Origin of the sequence: Nocardioides allogilvus (genome assembly GCF_003047285.1) — a bacterium.
GTDB classification, from domain to species: Bacteria; Actinomycetota; Actinomycetes; order Propionibacteriales; family Nocardioidaceae; genus Nocardioides; species Nocardioides allogilvus.
This window is the reverse complement of record NZ_PZYX01000002.1, coordinates 317,371-336,091: the sequence shown is the minus strand read 5'-3', so window position 1 is coordinate 336,091 and position 18,721 is coordinate 317,371. Positions and strand designations below refer to the sequence as shown.

Genomic DNA, 18,721 nt, shown 5'->3' with positions numbered 1-18,721 from the left:
GTGCGACTCCTCGTCACCGGTGGCCGCACCGGCTATCTCGGGCGCCACGTCGTCGCGACTGCTGCGCGCGAGCACGACGTCATCGGCGTCGGCTCGCACGACGCCGACCTGCGCGATCGCGACGCCGTCGAGGCGCTCGTCGGCCACCACCGCCCCGACGCGATCATCCACACGGCCTACGTCCAGTCGGACTGGGACGTCACCGCCACCGGCGCCGCGCACGTCGCCACCGCGGCTGCCCGCCACGGAGCACGACTGGTCCTCGTCTCCAGCGACGTCGTCTTCTCCGGTGCCGACGGGCTCTACGACGAGTCCGCCCCGCCCGACCCGATCACGGCGTACGGCGCCGCGAAGGCCGCCGCCGAGACCGTGGCGCTCGCCGTGTGCCCCGACGTGGTGGTCGCTCGCACGTCGCTGATCCTCGGCGACGGGACCTCGCAGCACGAACGACTCGTGCACGCGCTCGCGTCGGGCGCCGACGGGGCGCTCTTCGATGACGAGCAGCGCTGCCCCGTCCATGTCGGCGACCTGGCGGCCGCCCTCGTCGAGCTCGCCGGCAACCACCTCCAGGGAGTGCTGCACGTCGGGGGCGCCCAGGCGATGAGCCGGTTCGAGCTGGGTCGCCTGATCGCGCGCCGTGACCGGCTCGACCCCGCCTCGCTGCGAGCCACGAGCCGGGCCGCCGCGGGTGTCGCGGGGCCCATCGACGTACGCCTCGACTCGAGCCGGGCCGCCCGGGTGCTGAGCACGCGGCTGCGTGGGGCGGGGGAGTTCCTGTGACGCTGCACCTCGTCCGTCACGGCCGGCCGCTCGTCGACCCGCTGCGGCCCGCCGCCGAGTGGGAGCTCGACCCATCCGGCTTCGACGACGTCTGGGCGCTGCGGGAGCGGCTGCCGAGCCGGGCGGCGTGGTTCTGCTCGCCCGAGCCCAAGGCGCAGGAGACGGCCCAGCTGCTGACCGACAGCGACGTCGGGATCATCGAGGACCTGCGCGAGCACGAGCGCGCCGCGGGGTGGTTCGAGGACTTCGGCGATCGCGTGCGAGCAGCCTTCGAACAGCCCGATCAGCCCGCCGCGCCGGGCTGGGAGCCGTTGGCCGCTCTCGGTGCGCGGGTACTCCCCGCCGTACGCCGCATCCTCGACACCCACGGCGACGACGACGTCGTCCTGGTCGGGCACGGCACGGCGTGGACGCTGGTCGTGGCCGCACTGACCGACAGCCCGCCCGACCTGGTGAGGTGGAGGTCACTCGGCATGCCCGACCTGATCACGGTGCCGACCCGCCTACGATGAAGCCATGAGCGCGCCCGACACGACCACCGAGACCGACCACCCGGTCGACGAGACGCGCAACTGGTGGCACCGCAGTCACCCGACGTTCGCGGCCCTCACCGGCTTCTTCTCCGGGATGCTCTTCGTCACCGCGCTGCCGGGCGGGTTCGTGGCGATCCTGCGGATGGTGCTGCCGGACGAGACGGCCGAGAAGCTGTTTCCCTTCCTGCTGGTCGGGCTGGTGCTGCCCATCGCGCTGCTCGCCAAGCGCAAGACCCGCCGCTTCGGGATCTTCATGGTGATCGGGATGCTCATCACCGCGGCCGTCGTGCTGGGTGTGGCGTCGCTGGTCCTCTACTTCATGGTCCGGGCCGACGCGCGCTGAGTCGCCGTTTGCACCACCGGGGTGGGAGGATCGCGGAGCGATGTCCCACGAACCCATCAAGACCCTGCCCCTCGTCTTCGACGAACCGCGCGGCCGCAAGAAGCCCCCGCGCCACCTCGCCGACCTCGATGAAGCCGGGCGCAAGGACCTGCTGACCGAGATGGGGCTGCCGGGGTTCCGCGCCAAGCAGCTGTCGACGCACTACTTCGGGCGGCTGGTCCACGACCCCGCCGAGATGACCGACCTGCCGGGCGCGCAGCGCGCCGAGCTGGTCAACGCGCTGCTGCCCGACCTGATGAACCCCATCCGGCAGCAGGAGGCCGACCGCGGCAAGACGGTCAAGACGCTGTGGAAGCTCTTCGACGGATCGCTCGTCGAGTCCGTGCTGATGCGCTACAAGGACCGCGCCACGATCTGCATCTCCAGCCAGGCCGGCTGCGGCATGGCCTGTCCGTTCTGCGCCACCGGCGCGGGCGGCCTGCAGCGCAACATGTCGACCGCCGAGATCGTGCACCAGGTCGTCGTGGGCGCCCGCGCGATGGCCAACGGCGACGTCGCCGGTGGCCCCGGACGCCTGTCCAACGTGGTCTTCATGGGCATGGGCGAGCCGCTCGCCAACTACAAGGCGACCGTCAACGCCGTACGCCGCCTGACCGACCCGGCACCCGCAGGGCTCGGGCTCTCCGCGCGCCACGTCACCGTGTCCACGGTCGGCCTGGTGCCGCGGATCAAGCAGCTCGCCGACGAGGGCATCCCGGTCACCTTGGCGTTGTCCTTGCACGCGCCTGACGACGAGCTCCGCAACGAGCTGGTCCCGATCAACACGAAGTGGTCCGTCGAGGAGACCGTGGCTGCGGCCTACGAGTACTTCGAGAAGACCGGCCGCCGAGTCTCCATCGAGTACGCCATGATGCGCGACATCAACGACCAGGCGTGGCGTGCTGACCGGCTGGCCGAGGTGCTCTCCGACAACGGTCGCGGCCGGGCCTGGGTGCACGTGAACCCGATCCCGCTCAACGACATCCCCGGGTCCCAGTTCACCCGGTCTCGTGAGGAGGACATGGACGAGTTCGTCCGCCGACTCAACGCCGCCGGCGTCGTCACGACCATGCGCGATACCCGCGGCAGTGACATCGACGCCGCCTGCGGACAGCTCGCCGCGGCGGAGTAGCGCTCGCCGCATCCGTCAACCGGTGTTCACGTGTCGTCTGCACGGGCCACCACCGCTGTTGTGACCGCGCCGCCATGGTGGCGCCATGGCCACGTTGCGTCGACCTGATCGACAGTCAGCCGTCTCCAACACGACCTTCTCCCGGTCCAACCTGGTCCCGCTGCAGTCGCGGCGAACCGACCCCGACCGCCTGCGCGTGCTGGTCGTGACCGAGTCGTTCCTGCCGCAGGTCAACGGCGTCACCAACTCCGTACGCCGGGTGCTGGAGCACCTTGCCAGCGAGGGACATGTCGCGGAGGTCTTCGCGCCGACCGGCCCATCGACGTACGCCGGATATCCAGTGACGATCGCCCGCGGTGCGAGCCTCCCGTTCTACAAGGACTTCCGCATCGGCCTGGAGACGCGCCGCCGGCTGCGCTCGGTGATGCTGCGCTTCCAGCCCGATGTCGTCCACATCGCCTCGCCCGCGACGCTCGGCTACCAGGCCGCGAAGGCCGCCCGCGAGCTCGGCATCCCCACCGTGGCGATCTACCAGACCGACCTGGTCGGCTTCGCCGAGCGCTACGGCATCGCCGGTGGCATCGCTGCGATGTCCAGGTTGACGCGGATGATCCACCTCGCCGTCGACCGCACGCTCGCCCCGTCGACCGCGTCGGTGCGCCAGCTGGAGGAGATGGAGATCCCCGGCCTGGTCCGATGGCCGCGAGGCGTCGACCTCGAGATGTTCGACCCCGGCTACCGCGACGCACACCTGCACGCGCAGCTCGCACCGAACGGGGAGTCCCTCGTGGGGTACGTCGGTCGGCTCGCGCCGGAGAAGGAGCTCGAGCTGCTCGCGCATGTCGACAAGCTGGCAGGGGTCCGGCTCGTGATCGTCGGTGGCGGACCGGAGGAGGCCCGGCTGCGCGCGTTGCTGCCCGGCGCCTCCTTCCTCGGGGTCCTCCACGGCGAGGAACTGAGCCGGGCCTATGCCACCCTCGACGTCTTCGTGCACACGGGCCGGCACGAGACCTACTGCCAGGCCGCCCAGGAGGCGCTGGCCAGTGGGGTCCCGGTCGTCGCGCCGCGGGCGGGTGGCCCGATCGACGTCGTCGACGAGGGTGCCGGGTTCCTCTACCAGCCCGGCAACGGCACCGAGCTCGCGGCGTACGTCGCCCGGCTGGTCGACGACCCGCACCTGCGCGAGCAGGTCGCCGCCACCGCGCACCGCAGCGTGCAGGGGCGTTCGTGGCAGTCCGTCAACGACCGGCTCGTCGAGCACTACCGAGAGGTGTGCGGCAGCCGGACGGTTCGCGCCTCGCGCCGCGCCGGCTGACGGGCTCCCCGCCGGAACGCCAACGCCTAGGCTCCGAAGCATGGCGATCATCCACCGGGCAACGATCTCTCCGACCAAGCTGGAGCTCCTCGAGGAGTGGCTGGGCAGCGACCTGGCCGGTGACGGGGAGCTGCGCCAGGTCGGCAGCTACCGCTTCGACGACCCCGAGGGCGAGGTCGGGATCGAGGCGCTGCTGGTGACGCGCGGAGGCGCCGTACGCCAAACCGTCCTGACCTACCGCGCAGCACCCCTCGACGGCGCCGAGGGCCACCTCGTCACCACGATGGAGCACTCGGTGCTCGGCCGGCGGTGGATCTACGACGGCGCGGGCGACCCGGTCGCCCTGGCGGCATACCGACGCGCGCTGGCTGGTCAGCAGGAGCAGGCTCCGCTCGAGATCTGGGACGGCGACACCCTCGTCGACACCCGGGAGCCCACGGTGGAGCTGGTCCTCACGAACCCGGCGCTGTCACCGGACGGACTGGCCGTGCACCTGGCGACTGACATCGGGTCGGCCCACCCTGCCGGACCCGTTCTGGTTGCTCGTTGGGACGGTGGCGACGGCGTCGTCGCCTGGGCCTGACAGCGGAGGTTGAGGAGGTCGCGCAGCGACCGTCACGAAACCCCGGTCGGGACGAGCCTGGTGCCGAAGATCAGCGCCTCGCCGCCCAGCTTGAACGCACTGCGCTCCAAGGTGAGTCCGATCTTCTGAGCCACACCCTGGGACGCGACGTTCTCCGGCCGGATGATCGCGATCAGGTGATCGGCGGTCCGCGCTTGTCCAGCGGCCGCGAGGACTGAGGCGGCCGCCTCCGCGGCGTACCCCAGCCGTCGATGGTCGGGGTGCACGTGCCAGCCGAGCTCCACGAAGTCCTCGCCCTCGACCTCCTGGATCGTGAGACCACAGTCGCCGACGAACCGCCCGTCGTGCGTCTCGATCACCCACAGGCCGAATCCGTGCTGGCGGTAGTTGTCCGTGGTCCACGCGATCCAGCGCTCGGCATCGGCTCGCGTGGCTGACAACGTCTCGGTCACCTCGTCGAGATCAGCCTCGGTCATCTCGCGGAAGCGCAGGCGGCGCGTGGGTTCGGGCAGCACGCGGCGACGCTAGCCCGACTCCTCGGTGCTTGACGATCCGGAGTGGCCACTTCTTGCGGACGTCGCGGCTTTCGCACGGCGTGTCGGATTCGCCGTAGGGCGTGTCGCCGGTGTTCTGGCGGACAGCTGGCCCGACCCGTCAGCCGGGCTGGTCGACGCGGAGGTTTTCCGCCAGCAGGGTCGCCAAGGTGCGCCCGTCGAGGTCGCCGTCCCCTGTGGGCACCACCGGAGCAGGCTGCTGCGGATAGCCCTCCCAGGACAACGACACCAGGCCGGGCTCGAGGTAGAACCAGATGTCCAGGCACGGGATCTGCGAGGCGGGCATGCCATTGGCTGCCTCGATGTCCGAGTCAGGATGCCGTGCGAGGAACGACGCAGGCACCGCTTCCCACAGCAGCGCGGTGGGCGGGTCGGTGATGCCCTGGAACGACCAGCCCGAACCGTCGGCATCGAAGACCGGCTGCAGCTGCGCGACCACGGCCTCGGCCCATCCTCGATCGAGCGTCATGAGGTCAGCACCGCGACGGCTTCGTCGACCGTGTCGACGAGGTGCACGTGTCCCTCCATCGCGCGACCGGCGGCCAGGGACGTCAGCAGCGGCCACGCGGGCACGACCTCGGTCCAGTGCGAGACGCCCACCAGCACCATCGGCGCGAGCGTCGACTCGTCGGCGTAGTAGTTCTCGCAGGCGTCCTGGAAGATCTCCTGCACGGTGCCGCCGGCGCCGGGCAGGAAGACGATGCCCGCGTCGCACACCTCGAGCAGGATGGCCTCGCGGGTGGCGTTGCGGACGTACTTCGCGATCACCGTCGCGAACGGGTTGGGCGGCTCGTGCCCGTAGTGCCAGGTCGGGATGCCGAGCGAGTCGACGCCGGGGGAGTGGGCGTCGATGACCGCGAAGGCGGCGGCTGCCCAGGCGCCGACGTCAGGCGTGAAGGAGGGTACGGCGCCGAGCGCCTCGAGCGCCGAGTCGAGCGCGTCCGCAGGGGCAGCCGAGAGGAACGCCCCGAGGTTGGCCGCCTCCATCGCCCCCGGCCCGCCGCCGGTCGCGACCGTCAGCCGGGAGCCGAGGGCGCGACCCAGGCGGGCGGCGTCGGCGTAGCCGGCAGATCCGCGCTGGAGCGCGTGCCCGCCCATGACGCCCACGATCGACCGTCCGTCGACCCAGGCGTCGAGGGCGATGTCGATCGAGTGGTCGTGCAGCGCCTCGGCGAGCGCGTCGTCCTGGTCGGGCATCCCGCGCGACCACGCATAGGCGCGGGCGTCGAGGGAGTCGGTGTAGGCCGGGGTGTCGTAGAGCTCGCGGGGCGAGTAGAGCGCGCTGCGGAAGGTGTCGAGCGGCGCGTGCGGCACCCGCGGCAGGACGACGGCGCCGCGGCGGCGTACGGACTCCTCGTCCGCGGGGGCGAACGCGCAGCCCTGGAACAGCGACTGCGCGACCGTCACCGAGGCCAGTGCGTCGCCGCGACCGGTCAGGTCGAGACCCGTCACCCGCCAGCCCGCCAGCGACCGCACGCCCTCGGCGAGACGGTGGTCGAAATCGGCCAGGGTGGTGACGTCGACCAGTCGGCCTCGCGAGTGCTGCACGAGACGACCCTAGAACGCGTGCGCCATCAGCTCCCCGAAGAGCTCCTGCTCGTCCACCTCGAGCCCCCTGGCGCGGAACCAGGTGCACATGTTGGCGCAGTCGCGCAGCAGGAAGTCCATGCCCTGCGGGTTGCCGACGAGGTCCACGATCTGCGGGAGGTCGATGATGAGGAGCCGATCGCCTGCGGCGAGCGTGTTGTACGGCGACAGGTCGCCGTGCACCACGCCGGACTGCACCATCGTGGCCAGCGAGTCGCGCAGCTGCTCGAAGTAGGACGCGAGCAGGTCGGGCGCCGGGCGGGTCTGCGCCAGCCGGGGAGCCGTCTCACCGTCGTGCGTGACCCACTCCATCAGGATCTCGGTGCCCTCGATCTGCACCGGGTAGGGCACCGGCAGGCCGAGCTCGTGGAAGCGCTTGAGCGCATCCCACTCCGAGATCGCCCACTCGCCGGCGGCGACCAGGCGGCCCCAGGTCGACTTGCGCTTGAGGGCGCGCTCGTCGCGTGAGCGCTTCATCGAGCGCCCCTCGGTGTAGCTGGCCGCGCGGTGGAAGGTGCGGTGGTCGGTGTCGCGATAGCGCTTGGCCGCCATCACGACGCCGCCGTCGGGGTCGAGCGGGTCGGCACGCTCGACGAGGAAGACGTCAGCCTCCTTGCCGGTCTTGAGGATGCCGAGGTCGGTGTCGATGGCGCCCTGGGAGGTCACCACCCAGTCAGGGCGTGGCTCGGGGCCGCGCATGAGGGGCTCGACGTCGAGCCAGGTCGACCAGCGCTGGTTGGGCGCGAGGTCCTCGTCGTAGGTGCGGAAGTCGAAGACGAAGGCGGGATCGAGCTCGTCAGCCGAGCCCGGAGTGAGGTGTGACACGGGTGCTCCAGGAATGAGAGGGACGGTCTGTGGACAGGCCGAGGACAACGACGGACATGTCACGACTCCTCTCATCCGGGGCATCGGTGGACGCTGCGCTGGGTGCGCGGCACACGTGCTCGCGACCATGGTGGCGAGGCCCGGCTCGGCTCGCCACCCATTTATCGCCGCGGGTAGGTTGCGGGCGTGATGTTGCGAAGAGTGGCTGTCCTGGCCGTGTCCCTCCCGCTCCTCGTCGGAGGGGGAGCCGCGGTCGCCGTCGAGGACGCCGCGGCCCCGGCGCCGGGCGCCAGCGGCATCGGCGATCCCTACTGGCCGCTCGACGGCAACGGCGGCATCGACGTGGCGGCGTACCGCATCAAGAACGCCTACGACATCCGAGCCCAGGCGCTGAGGGGGACCACCAGGATCACGCTGACGGCCACCTCCGACCTGAGCAGCTTCAACCTCGACTTCTTGTTGAAGGCCTCGTTGGCCAAGGTCGACGGCGTCGCCGCGAAGGTCGCCCAGTCGGGCCACGAGCTGACGATCACGCCCGCGACCGCGCTGCGCGCCGGCACCCGTCACACCGTCGTCGTGAAGTACGCCGGGCGGCCCGGCACCCAGCGCTACGCCGGCGAGGAGAACTGGCTGGCCGACGAGCACGAGGCCGTCGCCATGAACCAGCCGCACATGGCGACCTGGTGGTTCCCTGCGAACGACCACCCGATCGACAAGGCCCTCTTCGACATCAGCACCACCGTCCCGGCCGGCCGCGAGGTGATCGCCAACGGCAAGCTCGTCAGCAAGAAGCAGAGCAGGCGCGGCACGACGTGGCGCTGGCGCGCGGACGAGCCGATGGCCTCCTACCTCGCGTTCTTCGCCGCGGGTGACTTCTCGATCAAGAAGGGCACCAGCAACGGGCTGCCGTGGGTCAACGCGGTCTCCCAGCAGCTCTCGCCGGCGGCGCAGAAGTCGTCGCACCAGCTGCTCGGGCGCACGCCGGGCATCGTCAAGGCGTTGTCCGCGGACCTCGGCCCCTACCCGTTCTCGGTCACCGGCGGGCTGACGACCGGGCTCCCGGTCTTCTTCGCGCTCGAGAACCAGACCCGCCCGACCTATCCGTCCGTGGGCGCCCACAACGTCAGCCTGGTCGTGCACGAGGTCGCGCACCAGTGGTTCGGCGACGACGTCGCGATCGCCCGCTGGCGCGACATCTGGCTCAACGAGGGCGCCGCCACGTTCATGGAGTGGCGCTATGCCGAGCAGCACGGTGGCCAGCCGGCCGCCGATGCGCTGCTCAACCGCTATGCCTCGATCGGTGCGTCGGACAGCTTCTGGCGGCTCTCGATCGCCGACCCCGGTGCCGCGCACATCTTCGACGAGCCGGTCTACGACCGCGGCGGGATGACGCTGCAGGCGCTGCGCAACCGGATCGGAGAGGAGAAGTTCTGGCTGCTCCTGCGCACCTGGCTCGACACCAGGTCCGGCGGCAACGCCACCTCGGAGGAGTTCGAGGCCCTCGCCGCGAAGGTGAGCGGGCAGGACCTGACCTCGTTCTTCACCGCCTGGCTGCGGACCGGTGCCAAGCCGGCCGCGACGGCCGACAACGGGCTCGCATGAGCACCGGCACCGGCATCGACTGGTTCCGCAAGCCGGTCGAGGGCGACGCGGGCACCCTCAACGCCTGCTTCCACGCCCTCGACCGCCACGTCGTCCGCGGCCTGGCCGAGTCCGTCGCCGCCACCCTCGACGGCCGCGACTGGGCCTTCGCCGACCTGCTCGCGGAGGTCGGCGCCTTCTCCGGCGCACTGCGCGCCTTCGGCGTCGGGCTCGGCGACACCGTCCTCGTCGCCCCCCTGCCGCCCCTGCACGAGGTCGTCGCGAGCCTCGCGGTCGCGCGCCTCGGCGCCGTCCGTGCGTACGCCGCCGCGTCGGCCGACGCCGTCGCGTCGGTCCTCGAGGAGGCGCGCCCGCGCGTCGCCGTACTCCCCACCGCGCTGGACGTCGACCTCGGCGAGGTGCCGCTGATCACCGTCGACGACTCCAGCGAGCTGCCGTGGGTCACCGTCATGCGGGCCGGCCGGACCGACCCGGCGCCGTGTGCGGAGGTGCCCGCCCCGGGCGTGCTGGCGGTCCTCGACGGGGAGCCGAGCAGCATCGTGAGCGCCCTCGAGGGCGGCTCGCGGGTGCCCGCCGGTGCGACGCCGATCGACGTCGGGGGACTGACCCTGTGGGTGCAGCCATGAGGCGCGACGTCGTCGTCCTCGGCTCCACCGGCTCCATCGGCACCCAGGCCCTGGACCTCGTCCGCGCCAACCCCGACCGCTTCCGCGTGGTGGGGCTGACGGCGGGCGGCTCCAACGAGGAGCTCTTCGAGCGCCAGGTCGCCGAGTTCGCGCCGGCCTTCAACGGGCTGGGCGAGGACGCCTCGACCGAGGCCGCGGGCATGGCCTGCGACGTCGTGCTCAACGGCATCACCGGCGCCGTCGGTCTCCGCCCGACCCTCGCCGCGCTCGATGCCGGCAACACGCTGGCGCTGGCCAACAAGGAGTCGCTGATCATGGGCGGGCCGCTGGTCACCGCCCGGGCCCGGCCGGGCCAGATCGTGCCGGTGGACTCCGAGCACTCCGCGGTCGCACAGTGCCTGCGCGGCGGGACGCCCGAGGAGGTACGCCGCCTGGTGCTGACCGCCAGCGGGGGACCGTTCCGCGGGCGCTCTCGCGAGGAGCTGGCCGAGGTCACCGTGGAGCAGGCGCTCCAGCACCCGACGTGGTCGATGGGGCCGGTCATCACCATCAACTCGGCGACCCTGGTCAACAAGGGGCTCGAGGTGATCGAGGCCCACCTGCTCTTCGACCTGCCCTTCGACCGGATCGAGGTCGTGGTGCACCCGACGAGCGTGGTGCACTCCATGGTGGAGTTCACCGACGGCTCGACCCTGCTGCAGGCGAGCCCGCCGACCATGATGATCCCGATCGCCCTGGGCCTGGCCTGGCCCGACCGGGTGCCCGACGCGGCGCCGGGCGTCGACTGGACGAAGCCGGAGACGTGGGAGTTCTTCCCGCTCGATGACGACGCCTTCCCGGCCGTGTCGCTGGCCCGCCGGGCGGGGGAGCGGGGCGCCACGGCGCCGGCGGTCTACAACGCCGCCAACGAGGTGAGTGTCGAGGCGTTCATGACCGGTCGGCTGCGCTTCATCGACATCGTGCCCACGGTTTCCCACGTGCTCGCGAACCACGACGTACCCTTGGAAGAGCACCTGACGATCGAGGACATCCTCGCGGCCGACACCTGGGCACGCGAGGAGGCCCGCCTCGCGATCGACGCAGCCACCAACGGAGAGACTTTGTGACCGCGCTCTACTACACGCTGGGCGTGCTCATCTTCGCCGTCACGATCATGGCGTCGATCGGCCTGCACGAGTTCGGCCACCTGATCCCGGCCAAGAAGTTCGGCGGCAAGGTCACCCAGTGGTTCGTCGGCTTCGGCCCGACGATCTGGAGCAAGAAGATCGGCGAGACCGAATATGGCGTCAAGGCGATCCCGCTCGGCGGCTACGTCAAGATCGTCGGCATGCTGCCGCCCGGCAAGGGTGACGGGACGGGCGACCCCGACGACGAGCTGCGGGTCCGCAAGTCCAACACCGGCATGTTCACCCAGCTGATCAGCGACGCGCGCGCGGCCGAGTGGGAGCACATCGGCCCCGAGGACCGCGACCGGCTGTTCTACAAGCGTCCGTGGTGGCAGAAGGTGATCGTGATGGCGGGTGGCCCCATGGTCAACGTCGCCATCGCGTTCTTCCTGTTCTGGGGTGTCTTCGCCACCGTCGGCCAGGTCGTCGACGCCAAGGTCGAGCCCGTCGTGGCCGAGGTGGTGCCGTGCATCGTGCCCGCCGACGAGGACGGGCGTGTCTGCAGCGCCGACGAGCTGGAGAACAACCCGACCCCCGCGGCGGCGGCCGGCCTCGAGCCGGGCGACCGCTTCGTCTCCTTCAACGGCGAGCCCGTCACCGACTGGGCCACGATGCAGAAGGCGATCCGCGCCAACGACGACGGCAAGGCCACCATCGTGGTCGAGCGCGACGGCGAGCAGCTGACCCTGGAGACGGCCACCTCGGTGCAGCCGCGACCGCTCGACAGCGAGTCCGAGGAGCTGACCCCGGTCGGCTTCCTGGGCGTGCTGCCCGTCCTGACCCCGGTCTACGAGACCGGCGGCCCGATCTACACCGCCCAGGAGATGGGCACGATGACCGTCGAGGTCGTCAAGGCCCTCGGACAGCTGCCGGTCAAGGTCTACGGCGTCGGCAAGGCCATCGTCGGCCTCGAGGAGCGCGACCCCAACGGTCCCGTGAGCGTCGTCGGCGGCGGACGCCTCGCCGGCGAGGTGGCGTCCCACGACACCTTCCCGGTCAAGGACAAGGTCGTCTCGCTGGTGATGCTGATCGCCGGCTTCAACCTGTTCGTCGGCCTGTTCAACTTCATCCCGCTGCTGCCGCTCGACGGCGGCCACATCGCCGGCGCGCTCTACGAGGGCCTGCGCCGCGGCTGGGCCCGGCTGCGGGGCCGGCCGGACCCGGGCTACGTCGACGTCGCCAAGCTGTTGCCGATCGCCTACGTCATGGGACTGGCCATGTTGCTGATGGGCGTCGTGCTGATCATCGGCGACATCGTCGTACCCCTGCACCTCACGTCCTGACCGGGCACAAAGCTCCACACCACCTCGCCGAGCGGGCACAAAGTGCCCGGCCGGGACCGCCGAGCGGTCGCAAAGTTCCGCACTTCGTGACCGGTCGGGAGCCTTCGGCGGCACTTCGTGACCGGTCGGGCCGCCGTGGGTGTGCCGCCGCTGCGGCGAATGAACCGCCGCCTCCTAGACTCATCCCATGACGTCTGTCGGCTCCGCCATTGGACTGGGCATGCCCGCCCTTCCTCCCCCCGTGCTCTCCCCGCGACGCAAGACCCGCCAGATCAAGGTGGGTTCAGTGGGCGTCGGCAGCGACAGCCCGATCTCGGTGCAGTCGATGACCACCACCTTGACCTCCGACGTCAACGCGACGCTGCAGCAGATCGCCGAGCTCACCGCGACCGGCTGCGACATCGTGCGCGTGGCCTGCCCGAGCCAGGACGACGCCGACGCGCTGGCCGAGATCGCCCAGCACTCGCAGATCCCGGTGATCGCCGACATCCACTTCCAGCCGAAGTACGTCTTCGCGGCCATCGACGCCGGTTGCGCCGCGGTCCGCGTCAACCCCGGCAACATCCGCAAGTTCGACGACCAGGTCAAGGAGATCGCGCGGGCGGCCAACGACCGGGGCACCAGCATCCGGATCGGCGTCAACGCCGGCTCGCTCGACAAGCGGATCATGGACAAGTACGGCAAGGCGACGCCCGAGGCGCTCGTCGAGTCGGCCGTGTGGGAGGCGTCGCTGTTCGAGGAGCACGACTTCCACGACTTCAAGATCTCGGTCAAGCACAACGACCCCGTCGTGATGGTGCGGGCCTACGAGCTGCTCGCCGAGGCCGGTGACTGGCCGCTGCACCTCGGTGTCACCGAGGCCGGACCCGCGTTCCAGGGCACGATCAAGTCCAGTGTCGCCTTCGGCCACCTGCTCAGCCAGGGCATCGGCGACACGATCCGGGTCTCGCTGTCCGCGCCGCCGGTCGAGGAGGTCAAGGTCGGCCTCCAGATCCTGGAGTCGCTCAACCTCAAGCCGCGCCGCCTCGAGATCGTCTCCTGCCCGTCCTGCGGTCGCGCCCAGGTCGATGTCTACAAGCTCGCCGAAGAGGTGACCGCCGGCCTCGACGGGCTCGAGGTGCCGCTGCGCGTCGCCGTCATGGGCTGCGTCGTCAACGGACCGGGCGAGGCCCGCGAGGCCGACCTCGGTGTCGCCTCCGGCAACGGCAAGGGCCAGATCTTCGTCAAGGGCGAGATCATCAAGACCGTGCCGGAGTCGAAGATCGTGGAGACGCTGATCGAGGAGGCGCTGCGCCTCGCCGAGGGCATGGAGCCCGTCGAGGGTGCGGCCGCGTCCGTCAACGTCAGCTGACCTCCCCTGCTGACCAACCGGGCTAGGCTCCCATCGTGCTGACGACCCGCGACGACGTGCGGCTGCTGGGGCCTGACGACCGTGAGGCGTTCCTGTCCCTCACCGCCCAGGACCCGGTCGTCAACGTCTTTGCCGCCTACCGCGCGCGTGTCACCAACCTCGATCCCCGTTGGCTCGGGGGCGAGGTCTGGGGCCGGTTCGAGGGCGACCAGCTCGTGGCCGGCTGCCACATGGGCGCCAACCTGGTCCCGGTCCAGTGCACGCCCGAGGACGTCGGGCTGTTCGCCGACCGGGCCCTGGAGCGGGTGCGCTCGACGGCCACCATCGTCGGCCCGCACGACGTCGTCGAGGCCTTCTGGGGCGTCGTCAGCGACCGCTGGAGCCCGCCGCGTGAGGCGCGGTGGCGCCAGCCCCACCTGCAGATCGCCGACGACCCGCTGGTCGCCCCCGACCCGGAGGTCCGGGTGACGACGGCCGGCGACCTGGAGGCGCTCTATCCCGCGTGCGTGGACATGTACACCGAGGAGGTCGGCGTCTCGCCGGAGTCCGCCGGCGGCAAGGACCTCTACCAGGCGCGGGTGCGCCAGCTCATCTCGCGCGGCTGGTCGTTCGCCCGCTTCGACGAGCGCGGACGCGTCATCTTCAAGGCGGAGGTGGCGTGCGCGTCGCCGTACGCCGCCCAGGTCCAGGGCGTCTACGTCCACCCGGACCGACGGGGGGAGGGGCTCTCGGAGATCGGGATGGCCGCGGTCGTGGCGCTGGTCCGCGAGCAGGTCGCGCCCACGGTCTCGCTCTACGTCAACGAGTGGAACACCGCCGCCCGCTCGGCCTATGCGCGCGTGGGGTTCACCGAGACGACGAGACTCTCGACGTTGATGTTCTGAGCCCGGCTACCCTTCGCGCCATGACGACTCGCGCGACGCCTCCGCTCACGAAGGACATCCAGGGGCTGGCGGGGATCTTCGCGGTCTCCGGCGTGGTCCACCTGGTCAAGCCGGAGGTCTACGAGCCGCTGATGCCGAAGATCGTGCCGGCGCACCGCGAGGTGATCGTGGCCAGCGGCGTGCTCGAGCTCGTCTGCGCCGCGGGCCTGCTGCACCCACGCACGCGCGTCGTGGCCGGCTGGGCGAGCGCGGCCCTGCTGCTCGCCGTCTATCCGGCGAACCTCAAGATGGCCAGCGACCTGAGGTCGAGCCGCAAGACCGGCCTCAGAACTGCGGCGTTTGCCAGGCTCCCGCTGCAGGTGCCGATGATCCGAAGCGCCGTGAGGGCAGCGCGCGGCTGAACCCGGGACGCGGCTGCTGTACGGCGACGGGGTCGGTCGCGTTCTCGCAGTCGCCCTCGCTGCAGCGGACCGTCGAGGAGCGGGTGTCGCCGTTGACCTCGAGCAGGAGGTCGGTGGCGTCCTCGAAGCCGATCCGGCCGAACCAGTTTGTCGAGTACTCGCCGAGCAGGCTGCCGTCGACCTCGCGCTCCCAGACCTCGCTGGGGCCGATGCCGTCGGAGAGGATGTGCACGGTGGCGATCCGCTCGCCGTCGGGGGAGAAGTCCTCCACGCGCTCGGTGCAGGACTTCCAGAGGCGGACCGTCGGGTCGCTCAGGCGGCTGACGATGGTGCAGCCGTCGCGGTAGGGGTCCTTGGTGTAGCTGGCGAGCAGGTTGTTGCCGATGTCGACCTGACCGGCGGGCCGCCTGGTGACCGCGGTGACAGCGCCGTTCCCGGTGTCCCACCACCGGACCCCCTTGCTGCTGCCGCCCCAGGTCGTCAGGAGCACGCGCGTGCCGGCCATGCCGAGCACGGTGGGGTAGTTGGGGAAGTCCTTCTCGACCTTGAGCTTGCCGCTGCGGGCGGAGAAGACCCGGACCGGCACCGCGCGGCGGGTGCCGCGCCCGGCGAGCGCGAAGAAGCGGCCGTTGTGCGACACCTTCGCCTCGAAGAACGGGACACCGCGCTTGATCACCGTGACGGTGTTGTCGAGCTTGACCCGCACGATGCGCAGGGAGCCGCCGTCGGAGTCACTCGTCCCGACGAGGTGGCCCCTGCCCGCCTTGCCGATGAGGTAGGCACGTTCACCACCGACGTCGACCCGGCGATCGCCGACGACGAGGTCGCCGTCCTCGATGTGCGCGACGGCGATGTCGGACCCACGGGAGAGGTCCTCCGGTTGCAGCTCGACGGGTGCGGACGCCGTGGCAGGCACCAGCAGCGCCGTACTGCACAGCGCTGCCGTGGTGGCGGCCAGGGCGAAGGTGCGGAGAGTGGTCATGGAGGGTCTCCCGAGAGGTGACGACGATCGTGTGGTCCTTCCACTGTCTCAGACGCTCGTGAGGCCGTCTCGTTGCTGTGGCCGGGCTCTCGCGCCAAACCGGCTCGCTGCCTGCGGCGACCCGCACCTATCCTGTGCGCATGATCTTGCGGATGTCGTCCTTGTTTGTCCGAACCCTGCGTGACGACCCCAACGACGCGGAGGTCCCGAGCCACCGCCTGCTGGTGCGGGCGGGCTACATCCGCCGCAACGCACCGGGCATCTACACCTGGCTGCCGCTGGGGCTGCGCGTGCTGCGCAAGGTCGAGCAGATCGTCCGCGACGAGATGGACTCGATGGGCGCCCAGGAGCTGCTGTTCCCCGCGATCCTGCCCAAGGAGCCCTACGAGGCGACCAACCGCTGGACGGAGTACGGCGACGGGATCTTCCGGATCAAGGACCGCAAGGGTGCCGACTACCTCCTCGGGCCCACGCACGAGGAGATGTTCACCCTCGTCGTCAAGGACCTCTACAGCTCCTACAAGGACCTGCCGCTCTCGATCTACCAGATCCAGAACAAGTACCGCGACGAGGCGCGTCCCCGCGCCGGCATCCTGCGCGGGCGCGAGTTCGTGATGAAGGACTCCTACTCCTTCGACATCGACGACGCCGGTCTCGACGCGTCCTATGCCGCGCACCGCGAGGCCTACATCCGGATCTTCGACAAGCTCGGCTTCGAGTACGTCATCGTCAAGGCGACCTCGGGCGCCATGGGCGGCTCGAAGTCGGAGGAGTTCCTCGCCAAGGCCGCCGTGGGTGAGGACACCTACGTCAGCTGCAGCCACTGCGACTACGCCGCCAACGTCGAGGCCGTCGCCGTCCGCGCCCCCGAGCCGGTGTCTTACGCCGATGCGCCCGCCGCGCACGTCGAGGACACGCCCGCCACGCCCACGATCGAGACGCTGGTCGACCACCTCAACGCGGCCTACCCGCGCCCCGACCGTCCCTGGACGGCCGGGGACACCTTGAAGAACGTGCTCGTGGTGCTCAAGCACCCCGACGGCACCAGCGAGCCCGTCGCCATCGGCGTCCCCGGTGACCGCGAGGTCGACCAGAAGCGCCTCGAGGGCCAGCTGGAGCCGATCGAGGTCGAGGCCATGGACGAGACCGAGCTCGCCAAGCACCCCGCGCTGGTCAAGGGCTACATCGGCCCGGAGGTCCTCGGCACGGAGTCCAAGTCCGGCATCCGCTACCTCGTCGACCCCCGCGTCGTCGAGGGCACCCGCTGGGTCACCGGCGCCAACCTGCCCGACTCGCACGTGCTCGACCTGGTCGTCGGCCGCGACTTCACGCCCGACGGCACCATCGAGGCAGCCGACGTCCGTGACGGCGACGAGTGCCCCAACTGCACCGAGGGCACGCTCGAGGCTGCCCGCGGCATCGAGATGGGCCACATCTTCCAGCTCGGTCGCAAGTACGCCGACGCGCTGGACCTCAAGGTCCTCGACGAGAACGGCAAGCTCGTCACGGTCACGATGGGCTCCTACGGCATCGGCCCCTCGCGGGCCGTGGCCGCGATCGCCGAGGGCACCCTCGACGAGATCGGGCTCGCATGGCCGCGCAACGTCGCGCCCGTCGACGTACACATCGTCGCCGCAGGCAAGGACGAGGCGATCTTCGCCGCTGCATCGCAGCTGGCCGAGGACCTGTCCGCCAAGGGCATCGACGTGCTCTACGACGACCGCGCCGGCAAGGTCTCGCCCGGGGTGAAGTTCAAGGACGCCGAGCTGATGGGCATGCCCACGATCGTCACCGTGGGCCGCGGCCTGGCCGACGGCACGGTCGAGGTCCGCGACCGGGCCACCGGCGAGCGCGCGGAGGTCGCCGTCGCCGACGCCGCCGCGCACATCGCGGAGCTCGTGCGTGCCTGATCTCCAGGCAGTCATCTTCGACTGGGGCGGCACCCTGACCCGCTGGCACGACGTGGACTTCCATGCGGAGTCGCTGGCGCTCGCGCAGGCCGTGGTCAACGCCGACCACGATCCCGAGGAGATCACGGCGCGGCTGCACGCCGCCGGTGACGTGGTGTGGGGACGCAGCCGCGACCACCAGCAGTCGTCGACGATCGCCGACCTGTTCACCGAGGCCGGGCTCGAGCACGAGCCCGACCTGCTGGCGGCCTACTACGAGTTCTGGGAGCCGCACACCGCCACCGACCCGGAGTGCCGCGACATGTTCACCGAGCTGCGGGCGATGGGGCTGAAGATCGGGGTGCTGTCCAACACGATCTGGCCGCGGGCGTGGCACGTGAAGTTCTTCCAGCGCGACGGCGTCTACGACCTGATCGACGGCGACGTCTACACCTCCGAGATCGAGTGGACCAAGCCGTCGCCGGAGGCGTTCGGCGCAGCCATGGCCGCGGTCGGCGTCAGCGATCCGGGCGCGTGCGTCTACGTGGGGGACCGGCTCTTCGACGACATCTGGGGCGCCCACAACGCCGGTCTCAAGGCCATCCACATCCCGCTGAGCACGATCCCGGCCAACCAGGTCGGCCACACGGAGGGCAGCCCCGACGCGGTGGTGCACTCGCTGGCGGAGATCCCCGCAGCCGTCGCCGGGCTGGCCTGACCGACCATCTTGCAGGTTTTCGCAGTGCAAAAACCTGCATCGAGAACCGCTAGGGCGATCGTGTCATCGTGTTGCACACTTATGCATGTGGCTCCCACCCCATACGGGAGATCACTCGGGTGATGCTG

The 18,721-nt window shown here is 70.7% G+C and carries 20 protein-coding genes; 15 read left to right on the top strand and 5 right to left on the bottom strand.

What is annotated here, in order from left to right; translation table 11 throughout:
- The 6 genes from C9J87_RS04965 to C9J87_RS04940 all read left to right on the top strand — a co-directional run bounded on the left by C9J87_RS04965 (window position 1) and on the right by C9J87_RS04940 (window position 4,725).
- Complete coding sequence (locus C9J87_RS04965; protein ID WP_107704880.1) at window positions 1-780, top strand: SDR family oxidoreductase; 780 nt, start codon at window positions 1-3, stop codon at window positions 778-780.
- On the top strand, window positions 777-1,292 hold the full coding sequence (locus tag C9J87_RS04960) for a histidine phosphatase family protein (protein ID WP_107704879.1): 516 nt from the start codon (window positions 777-779) through the stop codon (window positions 1,290-1,292). The genes C9J87_RS04965 and C9J87_RS04960 overlap by 4 nt, the downstream gene beginning before the upstream one ends.
- A gap of 4 nt (window positions 1,293-1,296) precedes the next feature.
- The gene (locus C9J87_RS04955; RefSeq protein ID WP_010833685.1) at window positions 1,297-1,656 is read left to right on the top strand and encodes a hypothetical protein; all 360 of its coding nucleotides are present in this window, start codon (window positions 1,297-1,299) and stop codon (window positions 1,654-1,656) included.
- 40 nt (window positions 1,657-1,696) lie between these two features.
- Window positions 1,697-2,827: a 23S rRNA (adenine(2503)-C(2))-methyltransferase RlmN gene (rlmN, locus tag C9J87_RS04950; RefSeq protein WP_107704878.1), complete on the top strand. Its 1,131-nt coding sequence runs from the start codon at window positions 1,697-1,699 to the stop codon at window positions 2,825-2,827.
- An 85-nt stretch (window positions 2,828-2,912) separates the two neighbouring features.
- A complete protein-coding gene (locus C9J87_RS04945; RefSeq protein WP_107704877.1) occupies window positions 2,913-4,142 on the top strand; it encodes a glycosyltransferase family 4 protein in 1,230 nt (409 codons plus the stop codon).
- A gap of 40 nt (window positions 4,143-4,182) precedes the next feature.
- Entirely contained in the window at window positions 4,183-4,725 is a 543-nt protein-coding gene (locus C9J87_RS04940) for a maltokinase N-terminal cap-like domain-containing protein (protein ID WP_010833682.1), read from the top strand.
- 32 nt (window positions 4,726-4,757) lie between these two features.
- On the opposite strand, the gene C9J87_RS04935 is transcribed toward C9J87_RS04940, so the two are convergent.
- The 4 genes from C9J87_RS04935 to C9J87_RS04920 form a co-directional block, all read right to left on the bottom strand.
- Window positions 4,758-5,240, bottom strand: a complete 483-nt coding sequence (locus C9J87_RS04935; protein WP_010833681.1) for a GNAT family N-acetyltransferase — start codon at window positions 5,238-5,240, stop codon at window positions 4,758-4,760.
- Window positions 5,241-5,379: 139 nt separating this feature from the next.
- Window positions 5,380-5,748: a hypothetical protein gene (locus tag C9J87_RS04930; RefSeq protein ID WP_010833680.1), complete on the bottom strand. Its 369-nt coding sequence runs from the start codon at window positions 5,746-5,748 to the stop codon at window positions 5,380-5,382.
- Window positions 5,745-6,827 (bottom strand): LOG family protein, encoded by a 1,083-nt coding sequence (locus C9J87_RS04925; RefSeq protein WP_107704876.1) that lies wholly within the window; start codon window positions 6,825-6,827, stop codon window positions 5,745-5,747. The genes C9J87_RS04930 and C9J87_RS04925 overlap by 4 nt, the downstream gene beginning before the upstream one ends.
- A gap of 9 nt (window positions 6,828-6,836) precedes the next feature.
- Window positions 6,837-7,691: a serine protein kinase RIO gene (locus C9J87_RS04920; protein WP_010833678.1), complete on the bottom strand. Its 855-nt coding sequence runs from the start codon at window positions 7,689-7,691 to the stop codon at window positions 6,837-6,839.
- Window positions 7,692-7,880: 189 nt separating this feature from the next.
- Here C9J87_RS04920 and C9J87_RS04915 point away from each other — a divergent pair, with 189 nt between their 5' ends.
- From C9J87_RS04915 to C9J87_RS04885, 7 genes are all read left to right on the top strand, one after another.
- The gene (locus C9J87_RS04915; RefSeq protein WP_232819878.1) at window positions 7,881-9,293 is read left to right on the top strand and encodes a M1 family metallopeptidase; all 1,413 of its coding nucleotides are present in this window, start codon (window positions 7,881-7,883) and stop codon (window positions 9,291-9,293) included.
- A complete protein-coding gene (locus tag C9J87_RS04910) occupies window positions 9,290-9,919 on the top strand; it encodes an AMP-binding protein (RefSeq protein WP_107704874.1) in 630 nt (209 codons plus the stop codon). The genes C9J87_RS04915 and C9J87_RS04910 overlap by 4 nt, the downstream gene beginning before the upstream one ends.
- The gene (locus tag C9J87_RS04905) at window positions 9,916-11,025 is read left to right on the top strand and encodes a 1-deoxy-D-xylulose-5-phosphate reductoisomerase (protein ID WP_107704873.1); all 1,110 of its coding nucleotides are present in this window, start codon (window positions 9,916-9,918) and stop codon (window positions 11,023-11,025) included. Before C9J87_RS04910 ends, C9J87_RS04905 begins: the two co-directional genes overlap by 4 nt.
- Window positions 11,022-12,368, top strand: coding sequence for a M50 family metallopeptidase (locus C9J87_RS04900; protein WP_107704872.1), 1,347 nt, complete (start codon window positions 11,022-11,024; stop codon window positions 12,366-12,368). Before C9J87_RS04905 ends, C9J87_RS04900 begins: the two co-directional genes overlap by 4 nt.
- A 187-nt stretch (window positions 12,369-12,555) precedes the next feature.
- Window positions 12,556-13,719, top strand: a complete 1,164-nt coding sequence (gene ispG, locus C9J87_RS04895) for a flavodoxin-dependent (E)-4-hydroxy-3-methylbut-2-enyl-diphosphate synthase (RefSeq protein WP_036491037.1) — start codon at window positions 12,556-12,558, stop codon at window positions 13,717-13,719.
- 35 nt (window positions 13,720-13,754) lie between these two features.
- The gene (locus C9J87_RS04890; protein ID WP_107704871.1) at window positions 13,755-14,603 is read left to right on the top strand and encodes a GNAT family N-acetyltransferase; all 849 of its coding nucleotides are present in this window, start codon (window positions 13,755-13,757) and stop codon (window positions 14,601-14,603) included.
- 20 nt (window positions 14,604-14,623) lie between these two features.
- Window positions 14,624-15,004 carry a DoxX family protein gene (locus C9J87_RS04885; RefSeq protein WP_107704870.1) on the top strand — a complete coding sequence of 127 codons (381 nt, stop codon included), beginning with the start codon at window positions 14,624-14,626 and terminating at the stop codon, window positions 15,002-15,004.
- On the opposite strand, the gene C9J87_RS04880 is transcribed toward C9J87_RS04885, so the two are convergent.
- Complete coding sequence (locus C9J87_RS04880; protein ID WP_107704869.1) at window positions 14,928-15,986, bottom strand: WD40 repeat domain-containing protein; 1,059 nt, start codon at window positions 15,984-15,986, stop codon at window positions 14,928-14,930. The genes C9J87_RS04885 and C9J87_RS04880 overlap by 77 nt on opposite strands.
- A gap of 140 nt (window positions 15,987-16,126) precedes the next feature.
- Between C9J87_RS04880 and C9J87_RS04875 the strand changes: the two genes are divergently transcribed.
- Both C9J87_RS04875 and C9J87_RS04870 read left to right on the top strand, forming a co-directional pair.
- Window positions 16,127-17,896, top strand: coding sequence for a proline--tRNA ligase (locus C9J87_RS04875; RefSeq protein WP_010833670.1), 1,770 nt, complete (start codon window positions 16,127-16,129; stop codon window positions 17,894-17,896).
- Complete coding sequence (locus tag C9J87_RS04870) at window positions 17,889-18,593, top strand: HAD family hydrolase (protein WP_010833669.1); 705 nt, start codon at window positions 17,889-17,891, stop codon at window positions 18,591-18,593. Before C9J87_RS04875 ends, C9J87_RS04870 begins: the two co-directional genes overlap by 8 nt.
- Window positions 18,594-18,721 lie beyond the last annotated feature (128 nt).

What these genes read in the sequence shown, in the direction of transcription:
- C9J87_RS04955 (WP_010833685.1), top strand. Translation starts at nt 1,297, where the DNA reads ATGAGCGCGCCCGACACGACCACCGAGACCGACCACCCGGTCGACGAG.
- rlmN (WP_107704878.1), top strand. Translation starts at nt 1,697, where the DNA reads ATGTCCCACGAACCCATCAAGACCCTGCCCCTCGTCTTCGACGAACCG.
- C9J87_RS04945 (WP_107704877.1), top strand. Translation starts at nt 2,913, where the DNA reads ATGGCCACGTTGCGTCGACCTGATCGACAGTCAGCCGTCTCCAACACG.
- C9J87_RS04940 (WP_010833682.1), top strand. Translation starts at nt 4,183, where the DNA reads ATGGCGATCATCCACCGGGCAACGATCTCTCCGACCAAGCTGGAGCTC.
- C9J87_RS04930 (WP_010833680.1), bottom strand. Translation starts at nt 5,748, where the DNA reads ATGACGCTCGATCGAGGATGGGCCGAGGCCGTGGTCGCGCAGCTGCAG.
- C9J87_RS04915 (WP_232819878.1), top strand. Translation starts at nt 7,881, where the DNA reads ATGTTGCGAAGAGTGGCTGTCCTGGCCGTGTCCCTCCCGCTCCTCGTC.
- C9J87_RS04910 (WP_107704874.1), top strand. Translation starts at nt 9,290, where the DNA reads ATGAGCACCGGCACCGGCATCGACTGGTTCCGCAAGCCGGTCGAGGGC.
- C9J87_RS04905 (WP_107704873.1), top strand. Translation starts at nt 9,916, where the DNA reads ATGAGGCGCGACGTCGTCGTCCTCGGCTCCACCGGCTCCATCGGCACC.
- ispG (WP_036491037.1), top strand. Translation starts at nt 12,556, where the DNA reads ATGACGTCTGTCGGCTCCGCCATTGGACTGGGCATGCCCGCCCTTCCT.
- C9J87_RS04885 (WP_107704870.1), top strand. Translation starts at nt 14,624, where the DNA reads ATGACGACTCGCGCGACGCCTCCGCTCACGAAGGACATCCAGGGGCTG.
- C9J87_RS04880 (WP_107704869.1), bottom strand. Translation starts at nt 15,986, where the DNA reads ATGACCACTCTCCGCACCTTCGCCCTGGCCGCCACCACGGCAGCGCTG.
- C9J87_RS04875 (WP_010833670.1), top strand. Translation starts at nt 16,127, where the DNA reads ATGATCTTGCGGATGTCGTCCTTGTTTGTCCGAACCCTGCGTGACGAC.